This window comes from Paenibacillus sp. FSL R7-0297, from assembly GCF_038009025.1.
Lineage (GTDB): Bacteria > Bacillota > Bacilli > Paenibacillales > Paenibacillaceae > Paenibacillus_AQ.
In genome coordinates this window covers 3,286,989-3,299,551 of the sequence record NZ_JBBPAQ010000001.1, presented here as the reverse complement: position 1 = coordinate 3,299,551, position 12,563 = coordinate 3,286,989, and the positions used below count along the sequence as shown (strand labels likewise).

General features: G+C 49.8%; 13 protein-coding genes and 1 pseudogene. 9 read left to right on the top strand and 5 right to left on the bottom strand.

Annotation, left to right across the window (positions count from 1 at the left end):
• Nucleotides 1-41 precede the first annotated feature (41 nt).
• Entirely contained in the window at nucleotides 42-1,055 is a 1,014-nt protein-coding gene (locus tag MKZ24_RS14430; RefSeq protein ID WP_340790167.1) for a suppressor of fused domain protein, read from the bottom strand.
• A gap of 250 nt (nucleotides 1,056-1,305) precedes the next feature.
• Here MKZ24_RS14430 and MKZ24_RS14425 point away from each other — a divergent pair, with 250 nt between their 5' ends.
• The 3 genes from MKZ24_RS14425 to MKZ24_RS14415 all read left to right on the top strand — a co-directional run bounded on the left by MKZ24_RS14425 (nucleotide 1,306) and on the right by MKZ24_RS14415 (nucleotide 5,117).
• Complete coding sequence (locus MKZ24_RS14425; protein ID WP_340783986.1) at nucleotides 1,306-1,464, top strand: hypothetical protein; 159 nt, start codon at nucleotides 1,306-1,308, stop codon at nucleotides 1,462-1,464.
• 129 nt (nucleotides 1,465-1,593) lie between these two features.
• A complete protein-coding gene (locus tag MKZ24_RS14420; RefSeq protein WP_340783984.1) occupies nucleotides 1,594-3,351 on the top strand; it encodes an ABC transporter ATP-binding protein in 1,758 nt (585 codons plus the stop codon).
• Complete coding sequence (locus MKZ24_RS14415; protein ID WP_197072966.1) at nucleotides 3,351-5,117, top strand: ABC transporter ATP-binding protein; 1,767 nt, start codon at nucleotides 3,351-3,353, stop codon at nucleotides 5,115-5,117. The genes MKZ24_RS14420 and MKZ24_RS14415 overlap by 1 nt, the downstream gene beginning before the upstream one ends.
• Before the next feature lie 142 nt (nucleotides 5,118-5,259).
• Here the strand turns inward: MKZ24_RS14415 and MKZ24_RS14410 are convergent, their stop codons facing one another.
• From MKZ24_RS14410 to MKZ24_RS14395, 4 genes and pseudogenes are all read right to left on the bottom strand, one after another.
• The gene (locus MKZ24_RS14410) at nucleotides 5,260-5,823 is read right to left on the bottom strand and encodes a 5' nucleotidase, NT5C type (protein ID WP_042238258.1); all 564 of its coding nucleotides are present in this window, start codon (nucleotides 5,821-5,823) and stop codon (nucleotides 5,260-5,262) included.
• A 209-nt stretch (nucleotides 5,824-6,032) separates the two neighbouring features.
• Nucleotides 6,033-6,179 carry a lmo0937 family membrane protein gene (locus MKZ24_RS14405; protein ID WP_144026097.1) on the bottom strand — a complete coding sequence of 49 codons (147 nt, stop codon included), beginning with the start codon at nucleotides 6,177-6,179 and terminating at the stop codon, nucleotides 6,033-6,035.
• A 165-nt stretch (nucleotides 6,180-6,344) separates the two neighbouring features.
• Nucleotides 6,345-6,791 (bottom strand): annotated as a pseudogene (locus MKZ24_RS14400) (carbohydrate ABC transporter permease); the annotation flags it as partial.
• Nucleotides 6,692-7,054 (bottom strand): carbohydrate ABC transporter permease, encoded by a 363-nt coding sequence (locus tag MKZ24_RS14395; RefSeq protein WP_231637939.1) that lies wholly within the window; start codon nucleotides 7,052-7,054, stop codon nucleotides 6,692-6,694. The pseudogene MKZ24_RS14400 and the gene MKZ24_RS14395, both read right to left, overlap by 100 nt.
• 46 nt (nucleotides 7,055-7,100) lie before the next feature.
• On the opposite strand from MKZ24_RS14395, the gene MKZ24_RS14390 reads away from it, so the two are divergent.
• The 6 genes from MKZ24_RS14390 to MKZ24_RS14365 all read left to right on the top strand — a co-directional run bounded on the left by MKZ24_RS14390 (nucleotide 7,101) and on the right by MKZ24_RS14365 (nucleotide 12,518).
• On the top strand, nucleotides 7,101-7,496 hold the full coding sequence (locus tag MKZ24_RS14390; RefSeq protein WP_340783980.1) for a hypothetical protein: 396 nt from the start codon (nucleotides 7,101-7,103) through the stop codon (nucleotides 7,494-7,496).
• Between the two features lie 32 nt (nucleotides 7,497-7,528).
• Nucleotides 7,529-7,966 (top strand): hypothetical protein, encoded by a 438-nt coding sequence (locus tag MKZ24_RS14385; protein ID WP_340783977.1) that lies wholly within the window; start codon nucleotides 7,529-7,531, stop codon nucleotides 7,964-7,966.
• Entirely contained in the window at nucleotides 7,963-8,133 is a 171-nt protein-coding gene (locus MKZ24_RS14380; protein ID WP_156123281.1) for a hypothetical protein, read from the top strand. The genes MKZ24_RS14385 and MKZ24_RS14380 overlap by 4 nt, the downstream gene beginning before the upstream one ends.
• Nucleotide 8,134: 1 nt before the next feature.
• The gene (locus MKZ24_RS14375; RefSeq protein WP_042238263.1) at nucleotides 8,135-8,644 is read left to right on the top strand and encodes a response regulator; all 510 of its coding nucleotides are present in this window, start codon (nucleotides 8,135-8,137) and stop codon (nucleotides 8,642-8,644) included.
• 188 nt (nucleotides 8,645-8,832) lie between these two features.
• Nucleotides 8,833-10,722 (top strand): PAS domain S-box protein, encoded by a 1,890-nt coding sequence (locus MKZ24_RS14370; protein WP_340783970.1) that lies wholly within the window; start codon nucleotides 8,833-8,835, stop codon nucleotides 10,720-10,722.
• Between the two features lie 134 nt (nucleotides 10,723-10,856).
• A complete protein-coding gene (locus MKZ24_RS14365) occupies nucleotides 10,857-12,518 on the top strand; it encodes a ribonuclease J (RefSeq protein ID WP_231637698.1) in 1,662 nt (553 codons plus the stop codon).
• The last annotated feature ends 45 nt before the right edge of the window (nucleotides 12,519-12,563 follow it).

Below are 12,563 nucleotides of genomic sequence, written 5' to 3'. Positions count from 1 at the left end.
TGATTACTCAACAAAGGGCGGTCCACATGACCGCCCCCCTATTAGCCGATGGTATCCACAACATTGCCTTCCTGGTCTTTGATATACGTTTTTCTCACCCGTATCATCAGTTCCTTGGCCGTGGACAGCTTGAGCTCACTCTCCTTAGGCCTAAGCTTCGATTCCAGCTCCAGAACAGCAGCTTCACTTAGGCTGATGCGGACGGTCCCGCCGTCTTCCTTGCAGCCGGTCTCTTGTGCCAGTTCCAACACAACCTGCAGTTTAGGGCTGGTGAGCGTCAGCTTCTTGCCCTTCAGCAGGCGGCCGCGCAGCAGTCTGGCTACCGTTGCTGCCTGCTGCGCCCCCATGGCCAGGACGGCCGGCGCTTTGCTGAGCAGACGGTTCTTCCCAGGCTCCCAGTCCAATTGATCCACATACAGGATACCTGTCTGAGACCCGTCACGTTCAATCCCCTGCCGCACTGCATCCTCTATAACCGGAAGCTGCAGCAGTGAATCCCGTCCAAGATCGGTGATGTAAGCGGGAAGCACCTCATGGCTGGCCTGCAGGAATGCGTTGGTATTCCAAGACATCATGGCTTCCAGCTCATCGGCTGTAATCCCCACCATTTGCAGAAACTCTACCCGCCCATTCGGGGTATCAATAGCCGGAAGCTCCGGATCACCGGTAAAAGCCAGAGCAGTCAGCCTCGTGTCTGCACCCAGGCAGATAGGACCGTTCGCATCCAGATAATGTCCGGAAGCAAAAATATTGCCGCTGCTGAACACATATCTGGCCATATTCTGCAGCAGATTCATCGCCCAGGCCGGAGGCTCCTCTTCTCCTGCAGTACGTGCCAGACGGAAGGTCAGCTCAAATCCGTAGCCGCTGTATTCCGGGTCCTCTGATTCCTTGTCATATAGCTCAGAGAATCCGAAAGTTACAAAGTGCCAATGGGGATAAGGCAGCTCCGCCTTATAGGCACTGATTCCGTTCAGCGGGTCCTTCCCACCCAGCATGTAAGGCAACAAGGCAGCATAATGCTTCGGCTCCTGTTGTCCATACAATCCTGACATCTGTTCCTCAATAGCATCCCAGCCGGTTGCTTCCACTTCTTCTTCGCTCACTTTGGTTCCCTCCGTATTCGACTTTATGTATTTTTGGCCCATTCAAGCCCTTAATCTCCCGTTCATTACCCGGAATTTCTTGATCATAACCAGCTATGACCAGTACAAGATTTATCTGCCTCCAGGTGATTGCTCTGATTAACCCACCCTCTTATTCATGTTACACTAAATGTACGAGACTTAAGGGGGCTACCAGAAGATGAATGTAGAATCGCTGCAACAATTTCGAATTATGGCCGATTTAATGAGGGAATTGTTGTATTTTGTACAGGATTTTGATGACTCTTACCAGACCAGAGGCTATCCCAAGCTGAACGGCCACCTCATGGCTGCTCCCGGGTTGGCCTCTTTTTCATAGCAAGTCTCCTGGCTGCTCCCGGACGGCCTCTTTGTCATAGTATTTTCTGCTTGTTTCAGCAAAAGTTAATTTTCAGTTTATCATTCTCCGGTACGATCATAGCAACAAACACGCAAAGGAGTCATTCTTATGTTGAAATTACTGAAGAACCTGGAGCCCAAAGAATGGTTCTTATTCGGCATCAGCCTCATGTTCATTATCGCGCAGGTCTGGCTGGATCTGGAGCTGCCTGACTACATGAGTGATATTACCCGACTGATCCAGACCCCGGGCAGCCAAATGAGTGAGATCCTGACCGCCGGAGCCTGGATGCTGCTCTGTGCACTCGGCAGTCTGGCCACCTCGATTGTCGTGGCAGGGATTGCCGCCAGAATCGCGGCCGACCTGTCAGCCAGATTACGCGCTAATTTGTTTGATAAGGTGCAGTCTTTCTCGATGGAGGAGATCAGCAACTTCTCCACCGCCAGCCTGATTACCCGGTCCACGAATGATATCACCCAGGTGCAGATGCTGATTGTCATCGGCTTGCAATTGCTGGTCAAAGCACCCATCCTTGCCGTATGGGCGATCCTCAAGATTACGGGGAAAAGCTGGCAGTGGACGCTGGCGACCGGCGCCTCTGTTGGGCTGCTGGTGCTGATTGTCGCCGTCTGCATCACTCTCGTTCTTCCTAAATTCAAGAAACTGCAGCAGTTAACCGACAATCTGAACCGTGTCTCCAGAGAGAATCTGAACGGTCTGCGGGTCATCCGGGCTTACAATGCCGAGAAATACCAGGAAGGGAAATTTGCCTCCGCCAACAACGAGCTAACCCGCACCAATTTGTTTGCCAACAATGTAATGACAACGCTGATGCCGAGTATTTCCCTGATTATGAGCGGACTCAGCCTCTCCATCTATTGGATTGGTGCTGTAATTATTCAAGCGGCTGACGGCACCGCCAAGATGGGCTTGTTCTCAGATATGATTGTCTTCTCATCGTACGCGATACAGGTGGTTATGGCCTTCATGATGCTGATCATGATCTTCATTCTGCTGCCCCGCGCCCAGGTATCGGCCAAACGTATTAATGAGGTGCTGGAAACCGTGCCTAGCCTGAAGAACGGATCAGTTACTCATTTCCCTGTGAAGCGTGTGGATGAGCTTGAATTCAGAGGGGTTAGCTTCAAATATCCGGACGCAGAGGATTATGTGCTGGAGAACATCAGCTTCACGGCGAAGCAGGGGGAGACGGTTGCTTTTATCGGCTCAACAGGCTGCGGCAAGAGTACGCTTGTTAATCTCATTCCCCGTTTCTATGATGCTACCGAAGGCGAAGTGCTCGTGAATGGCATCAATGTCAAAGAATACGACCAGCAGGCGCTGCGGAATAAAATGGGCTATGTCTCCCAGAAGGCGGTACTGTTCGGCGGAACGGTGGCTTCTAATATTGCTTTTGGCGAGAATGGTGCCGGTCAGGTGCTCAGCTCCGATATTGTAGATGCGGTTTACACGTCCCAATCCTCTGAATTTGTGGAAAAGCTGGAGGGCAGCTACGATGCCCACATCGCCCAAGGGGGCTCCAATCTGTCCGGCGGACAGAAGCAGCGGCTCTCGATTGCCAGAGCAATTGCCCGGCGCCCGGAAATTCTGATCTTCGATGATTCGTTCTCGGCGCTTGACTATAAGACGGACCGCAAGCTGCGCAGCGAGCTGAAGAAGGTTGCTTCTGCATCCACGATGCTGATCGTTGCCCAGCGCATTGGTACGATTAAAGACGCCGACAAAATCATCGTACTGGAAGCCGGACAAATTGCCGGAATGGGCACGCATGACGAATTAATGCAGACCTGCAGCGTCTATCAGGAAATTGCCTACTCACAGCTGACCAAGGAGGAGCTTGCCTAATGAAGATGAAAACCAAGACCAAAGGACAGAATACCTGGAGCAAGCTGCTCCGTTACTGCCGGAAATACGTTCCGGTGATCATCATTGCGCTGATCTGCGCGGCGGCGGGAACCGTGCTCACCCTGCTCGGTCCGGATATGCTCTCCGAGATTACGGACAAAATCACTGCCGGTCTCGCAGGCGGGATCGATATGGACGGCATTGCTGCCATCGGCATCACCCTCGTCGTGATTTACGCCATCAGTGCGGTATTATCGCTCTCCCAGGGCCTGATCATGTCGAATATTACCCAGAAGGTCTCCAAGAAATTAAGAACCGATCTGGCTCATAAGATGAACCGGCTTCCAATCTCCTACTATAATAAGTCAGCCACAGGGGATATCCTCTCCCGGGTAACGAATGATGTGGATACCATCGGCCAGGCGATGAATCAGAGCATAGGTACAGTGGTAACCGCCATAGCCATGTTCATCGGTTCAATCCTCATGATGCTCCGGACCAATGTAATTATGACCCTTACCGCTATCGTGGCAACAATCATCGGCTTCGGCCTGATGGCGGTTATTATGAAGAAATCGCAGAAGTATTTTGCCAGCCAGCAGGAATTCTTGGGCAAAATCAACGGTCATGTTGAGGAAGTCTATACCGGACATAATGTTGTAAAAGCCTATAACGGTGAAGCGCAGATGCGCAGCACCTTCCAGGAACTGAATCAGGGGCTGAAGAACAGCGCCTTCAAAGCGCAATTCCTCTCCGGACTGATGCCGCCGCTAATGGGCTTTATCGGTAATCTTGGTTTCGTTGCCGTCTGTGTCGTTGGTGCTGTACTGGCCTTAGATGGAACTATTTCCTTCGGGGTTATCGTCGCCTTCATTATGTATGTACGTTACTTCACCCAGCCGTTATCCCAGATCGCCCAGGCCGCGCAGAACCTGCAATCGGCATCGGCCGCAGGCGGACGTGTGTTTGAATTCCTCGAAGAAGCAGAATTGGAAGACGAGAGCCGCAAAGAGAACACACTGGCAACTGCGGCAGGTAAAGTAAGCTTTGACCAGGTGAAATTCGCTTATGAGAATTCCGGGAACCTGGTGATCAAGAACTTCTCGGCCGATGTGAAGCCAGGGCAAAAGGTGGCCATTGTCGGACCGACCGGCGCAGGCAAAACCACGCTCGTCAATCTGCTCATCCGCTTCAACGAGCTGACCGGCGGAGAAATCTACATCGATGACACACCGATCAGTAGTCTGACGAGGGAGAACATCCACGATTTGTTCTGCATGGTGCTGCAGGAAACCTGGCTGTTTGAAGGCACAATCAGGGAGAACCTGATCTACAATCAGCAGAATATCACGGACGAGAAGCTCGTAGAAGCCTGCAAGGCTGTTGGGCTGCACCGCTTCATTCAGAGCCTTAGCGACGGATATGATACCGTCCTGAACGATAAGGTCAACCTGTCCGCCGGACAAAAGCAGCAGCTGACCATTGCCCGTGCGATGCTGAAGGATGCGCCGATGCTCATTCTTGACGAAGCTACAAGCTCCGTGGATACCCGGACTGAGCTGCTGATCCAGCAGGCGATGGATCAGCTGATGGAGGGCAGAACTTCCTTCGTCATCGCCCACCGGCTGTCCACAATCAAGAATGCCGATGTGATTCTCGTCCTGAAGGACGGCGATATCCTGGAAAGCGGCAGTCATACAGAATTGCTGGCGAAGAACGGATTCTACGCGGAGCTGTACAACAGCCAGTTTGAGCAGGCTTCCTAATCGTACGAACAAAGGCAGGCCCAGATGAATACCCGAGGTTAGCAGAATTACACTCAAGGTCATCCTAAATTTAAAAAGGGCTATCCCAAGCAGCCATTCTTGGCTTTCTGGGTTAGCCCCTTATAGCAGATGCAGTCAACGGCTATTGCCGTGCCTGCAAAATTTCATCCACCCGCTCCTTCGCCCCCTGCCAGGAGGTCATCAGCGGAAAGGCATATTCCTCCCGGGCCCGCAGGTTCCAGGGATGCGGGATACAGAGCACCTTCCTCCCTGCCTGTACAGCGGGCAGCAAATTATGCGGACCGTCATCAATCAGCAGATCGAAGCCGATCAGATGCTTGCGCTTGCAGGTGAAGAAGTTCTCGGCCGGGATATACGGCATGTGCTTTTGCATCCAGTTCCATTTCTCAAGCACTGTTTTGGGAACAGCGGCTGTAACAATAATGACATCATAAGCGTTGTGAAGCTTCTCCATCTCTTCGACCACATATTCATCGAACAGCTCCAGCTCTTCGTACAGGCCGGGTCTGCCGAAGAAAAGGTCCATCGTGCTGTCCGGATGGCGAAGGTGGTCTGTATTCCAGTCCATCATATCCTCGTAGCGGAGCGGATGCGTAGGAAACTCAATGTTGTTGTGGTATATCGCACGTTTGACGAGATGACAGATGGTATCATCCATATCGACGGCGATGATCGGTTTATTCATTGATTCTCCTCCAGGTTGCATAGTGATTACATTATAGGCATCCGGAGGGAACGTGTCCAGACTTGCCGGAAGCAGGACTAATCCTTAAAGTCTCCCTTGCGGGAGAATTCAAGGATTACGCACGAAAGCACGCGTCCCTATGAGGGTGCCGCGTGCTTGTGTGTTAACTGTTTAATTAAGTATTTGAACCCGCTCTTGTTTATGTCCTGTTAACTCCGGGATCGTCCCCGGAACAGGTTAATCACAAACAGTACCGCAGCGACAAATAGCAGAAGGTGAATCAGATTGCCCATAACATCAAAGATAAAGCCGAACAGCCATACTACGACAACAAGTCCGATTAATCCCCACAGCATAAGCTTACCGCCTTTCTCCTCGAGGGGTGTTTCTCTCTTTTTACCCTTCTGGAAGGAGGTTCAAACGGCTGTTCAGCAGACTGGAGGCCGTGATCCTGTGCCCAACCGGCAGCTGCCGTTCCGGCTGGTACAATGCCCATGGCTTCGGAGCTTACTAGAATAGCGGGCCGGCTGCACAAGCGGCAGGGCGATCCGGCTAAAGATCGTCCAGTGGCCGGCAGCATCAATACGGGCGGATTCAATAATCTCATCATGAATGCCGAGGAAAAACTGTCTCAGCAAAAAGGTTCCCAGCACACCTGAAGCGGCAAGCAGCACATGCCCGATATGACTGTCAAACAGTCCAAGCCAGCGGTACATAATAAATTGCGGAACGAGAATGGCTTGGGTTGGAATCATAAAGGTGGCTAAGACAACCAGGAACAGCATATCCCGTCCCTTAAAAATAACCTTCGAGAATCCATAGGCTGCCATGGCGGAAATAATCAATGACAGCGCTGTCGACATCAACGTTACCTTCGTACTATTCCAGTAATAAAGTGAGAACGGTACGGCTCCAGCCCATACCTGCCTGTAATTCTCCACCATATTCCATTTCGTTGGAAGCCATTGTTGGGATGGTACAGTACTCTCCATAATAGGGCTATAGCAACAAAGCTCGAAATGAAGGGCATGAAATAAATCACTTTGAAAAAGGTTTTGAAATACGTTGCTTTGTTAATTAATGCTGCCAGCACCAACGCCAGAAACATCGCTACTGGGACCACGGCAATCATAATAAGGTTGTTAATCAGCGAACGGTGAAAGGATTCATCCTGCACCAGCCTGGTGTAGTTGTCCAGGCCGACAAAATGAAACCCTTCCAGCCCGGACACAAAATCCCCATCCGAGAAGCTAATCACACCGGATAAGAGAATCGGAATGATCACCAGGGTTATGGTCAGAATTATCCGGGAGCACTCTCTGGAAAAAGCCACGCAATCCTTAACGATTGTGCAGTCACAGATTGATGTGATCTTCGAAGAGATGGTCTCGGTCTCGAATTTTGTCCACTTTGATCCGGAGATCAAGACCCTGCTTGAGGATGCCAAGACCAATCCGGTCGCCGCAAGAACCTTGACCAGCCGGCTGGAGCAGGTGGCTGGCGATACCCTCGACTTACGCATCACGCTTCTGGACAAGGAAGGACATGCCTATTCTGATTATTCCTTCTACGACTATGATCCGCGTCAATTTATTGGACAAGGCTGGTTCCCAACCCTGGAGAAGCTCTTCCCGTATGACACTTTATTCATGGGGCAGAAGCTAATTATCTGAACTCCCTTGAGCCTGAGAAGCCGTTTGTATTCATGAGAGCCCGGGCATTAAGAGAAGGGATTGCCGCTCCGCCCTATGCATACCTTATTGTCAGCCGCAGTGAAGCCTCCATTCGTGAGAGGTTTGCTTCATTAGAGGAAGATGTTTATCTGCTGAATGATAAGGATACGATTCTGTCCAACCGGAACCAGGCCCTGATAGGATCTGATTTCAATACCCTTTTGCCGATCGATGAGCTGGCGTTCCCGGATATCGTAGAATTTAAGAACGAGAACCAGCTTCTCCTCTCGCTGCCGCTTAAATATGCCAAATGGAGGTTAGTCAGCGTAGCCCCCTATGAACAGCTGACGGAAAGATTGAACGTGATCAACCGGACCGGCCTGATCTTTCAAACCGTATTTGCGGTCAGTTTTTTGTTCGCGTTAACGTATTTACTGCGAAGATTTACCAAGCCTGTACTTGTCATGTGAATAAAGACTTGCTGCTGGAGACCGTTCCGCGGTTTATTCTCCAGCCGATTATTGAGAATGCTTATAAGCACGGATTCGTACAAGGCGGGGGCAATATTGAGAGCCTTCACGGACACCGTACAATCGTACAATTAGTACTGCCTGTGAAGCGGATTGGAGTGGATTAACGTGTTATACAAAGTAGTATTAGCCGATGATCACTATCCCGTACTGGAATATCTGAGCGCCAGTATTCCCTGGGATACCTTAGGCCTGGAGCTGTCAGCTTCTTGCTCTGACGGCAAACAAGCCTGGGAAGCCTGCCAGCTGCATCAGCCTGATATTCTGCTCACAGATATCGGCATGCCGGCGATGGACGGACTGGAATTAATCCGGAAGGCCCGGGAAGTAAATCCCCAGCTCCAGGCGATTATCCTGTCCTGCCACGGGGAATTCGAATATGCCCAACAGGCAGTGAAATTGAATGTTGCCGAATATATATTGAAAGAAAGCCTGCAAATTGATCAGGTCATTTCAGTATTGACTGAGGCGGTTTCCCGGCTGGAGATCAGAATGATCTCCCAGAATAATTACCTCCAGATGCAGAAGCTGGTCTCGCAGAACCACTCTGCAATCCGGACGAGATTTATCCGTATGTTCCTCGAGCAGCCAGTCTGGGATGAGGCTGAATGGGTATGACTCCGGTAGAATACCGGAAATTGATCTAAGCCCCTCTTTTTGGCAAAGCCAACCATTCTGATTCAATAAGAAACCAAAGGGGTAAATTTAATCCGAAGTTATATCCATTATATTTTAAGTATCGAAAAGACCTTCAAAGCGGAAGGTCTATTTTTCACGACAATAAAAACTTACTTAAGGAGGACGCCATGCATCGAGTAAACCTGAATCAGGAACGGTTCAACCAGCAGGTCATAGATAATGCCTCCTTTGGAATCGCACTGGTTGGATCAGAAGGTGTGATATTGACTGTTAACCCCGCCATGGAACGGATCTTTGGCTATTCCAAGGCTGAGTTTGACGGAATGAAGCTGCAAGAACTTTTCAATCCCGATGATGAATTCGGAAATATACATGATCTTAGGGAGCTCTTGGGTGACCGAACGGATATACAGCTTGAAACGCGGTTTCTTTCAAAAAAAAGGGATCAGATGTGGGGAATGCTCACTCTCAAGTTTTTCAGCGGAGAGGCGGATCATCCATCGTATTACATTTGTCAAATCGTTGACATCACTAAGCAAAAGGAATCCGAGCAGCGCCTTCAGGAGTCCGTAGAGCGGTACACATCGCTAAAAAAATACAACCATGACTCCGTCATTTCCTTTGGCCTGGACGGCCGGATTATTAACGCCAACCGTATGGCTGAAAAAATAACCGGCTACTCCATCGAGTCTGATCTGATCTGTATGGAGCTGGCCCTTCTGATTGGACAGGAGAGTGTCCAGAACATTCTGGACAGATCTCTATATGATGAATCGGTTGATCAGCATATCAACACGCTTTACACCAAAAATGGAGAAGTCATAGAAGTGCTTACCAGTATTGCACCAATTTACGTGAATAATCAAAATATCGGATTCTACCTTATATGCAAAGACATTTCCGAGCAGAGACAGCTGCTGCTTGCCAAGGAAGCCGCCGAATCCACAAACAGGGCGAAAAGCGAGTTTCTGGCTATGATGAGCCATGAAATCCGTACTCCGATGAACGGGGTTGTAGGCATGACGGATATCCTGCTCGACACCACGGAGCTTACCGGAGAGCAGCAGAGCTATGTGCAAATTATCCGTAAAAGCGGAGAAACCCTGCTCAATATTATCAATGACATCCTTGATTTGTCCAAAATCGAGGCAGGCCGGACAGAACTTCAGGAGCATACATTTGATCTGCGCAAATGCCTCAAGGACAGCTTTGCTGTCATTTCCATGAGTGCTGCCCAAAAGAACCTGGAACTCTCCAGCACCATAAATCATGATGTTCCCGACCATATATACGGCGACAGCGAACGTCTAAAGCAGGTACTTCTGAACCTGCTCGGCAATGCTGTGAAATTCACGCAGAGCGGCAGTATATCGGTAAAAGTGAAGCTTGTCCGGGAAGCTCCGTTCATGTTGGCCTTCACAGTGACAGATACAGGCATTGGAATTAATCCCTCCCGGCTTAACGAGATCTTTGAGCCCTTCGCGCAGATTGACAGTTTTATGTCACGCCAACATGAAGGCACCGGCCTTGGCCTTGCTATCAGCCGCAGAATTATCGGCATGATGGGCGGCGAGATCTATGCAGAGAGTGACGGCAAAAGAGGCTCCTCCTTCACCTTCACGATCAAGCCCAAGAAAGCTGAAGACAGTTACAGCCAAGAGACTCCCTTGAACAAACTTCCTGCCACACGCGAGGTGAGCATCCTCCTTGCCGAAGACAATTATATTAACCAGCTGGTGATGACCAAGACACTTGAAAAAATAGGTCACAGGATTACTACCGTAACAAACGGGATAGATGCAGTCGAAGCAGCATGTAAACAGCCGTTTGATCTCATATTAATGGATCTGCATATGCCGATTATGAACGGCTTCGAGGCGGTAAAGAGGATCAGAGAGGAGCTTAAGGAGAAGAGTCCTCCTATCATCGCGGTTACAGCCAATGCGCTGAAGGGGGACCGGGAAAAGTGCCTGGCTGCAGGGATGGACGAGTATGTCAGTAAGCCTGTAAAGCGTGAAGTCATTCTGAAGCTTATAAACCAGTTTGTGCAAAAATAGGATATGGATGCGCAGACCTTCACAGAATATACCGGAGGTCTGCTAATGCGTCTAGTATATGAATAGATATCTGGATAATATCCTGCACACCCAAACATAATAAAGATGATTTATATATGGAAGGGGTGCTCACAATGTCAAAAGAACGGCTACGGATTGCTGCATTAGGCGGTGTACACGAGATAGGCAAAAATATGTATTTCCTGCAATATGGGGATGATATCGTGGCTATTGATTGCGGGTCCAAATTTCCTGACGAGAGCCTGCTTGGGATCGACTTAATTATTCCGGATGTAGCTTTTTTATTAGAAAATATCGATAAGGTACGGGCCCTGGTTGTAACTCACGGACATGAGGATCATATCGGAGGCATCCCTTACCTGCTGAAACAATTAAATATTCCTCTCTACGCCTCCCGCCTGACCCTGGGATTAATCGAGAATAAGCTCAAAGAACACGGGCTTCTACGTCAAGCCAGCCTGAATTGCATCAATTCGGACTCCATCCTCACGTTCGGCCAAATCACCACTAGCTTCTTTAATACCAATCACAGTATTCCGGACTGCCTGGGTATTGTCTTTGATACCCCCGAAGGAACTGTTGTCCACACGGGCGATTTCAAGTTCGATATGACCCCGGTCAACAAACAATATCCGGATATACATAAAATGGCGGACATTGGCAAAAAGGGTGTCCGGTTTCTGCTCTCGGAGAGCACAAATGCTGAACGTCCCGGATTTACTCCATCCGAGCAGCTGGTAGGCGCCCATTTAGAAGAGGCTTTCAAAAAAGCAGAGCGCAGAATCTTTGTCTCTACCTTCGCCTCCAATGTACACAGACTGCAGCAAATCGTTGATGCCGCTATCCTCACGGGGCGGAAGCTTGCCTTGCTTGGACGGAGTATGGTGAACGTTGTTGCTGTGTCTAGGGAGCTGGGTTACTTGACCATTCCTGAGGGAATGCTGGTCGAACCTGCGGAGGCTGCCAAGCTGCCGCTGCATGAAATAGCTGTCCTGTGTACGGGAAGTCAAGGCGAGCCTATGGCGGCATTATCCCGCTTGGCGAATTCAAGCAACCGGCAGATGGAAATCGGTGCCGGAGATACCGTACTCCTTGCAGCCAATCCGATTCCGGGCAATGAACGCAATGTATCCAGGATTGTAGACAATCTGTATCTCCTCGGCGCACGGGTGATTTATGGATCGCGCAGCGAGCTTCACGTGTCCGGCCACGGCAGCCAGGAGGAATTAAAGCTGATGCTGACCTTAATGAAGCCGGAGTACTTCATTCCGATTCATGGGGAATACCGGATGCTGCATCACCACCGCTTATTGGCCGAAGCTGTAGGGGTACAGGGAGATCATATCTTCCTGCTCAAAAATGGCGAGCTGGTGGAGTCGGCAGAAGGAGTTGTCCGCCAATCAGGAAGGGTGACTGCCGGGCAGATTTTTGTGGATGGCCTTGGAATTGGCGACATTGGCAATGTAGTCTTGCGGGACCGGCGCCAATTATCTGCTGACGGGGTACTGATCACGGTTATTACTCTTAGTCAATCGGATGGGCGGCTGTTGAACGAGCCGGATACGATTTCGCGGGGATTCATTTATGTCCGCAATTCAGACAATCTGATGGATGAGATCAATCAGTTGGTCAAGGCAACTCTTCAGAAGATGAGCGAGGCTGACTTAGGTCAGTGGAATATTATTAAGCAGACCCTAAAGGTCACATTAAGCAAATTTCTATATGAGAAGACGAAACGCCGTCCCATGATTCTCCCTATCATTATTGAAGTGTAAACGGAATTTCAAAGGGATAATATTTCTGCAATTTTTGCAGATTAT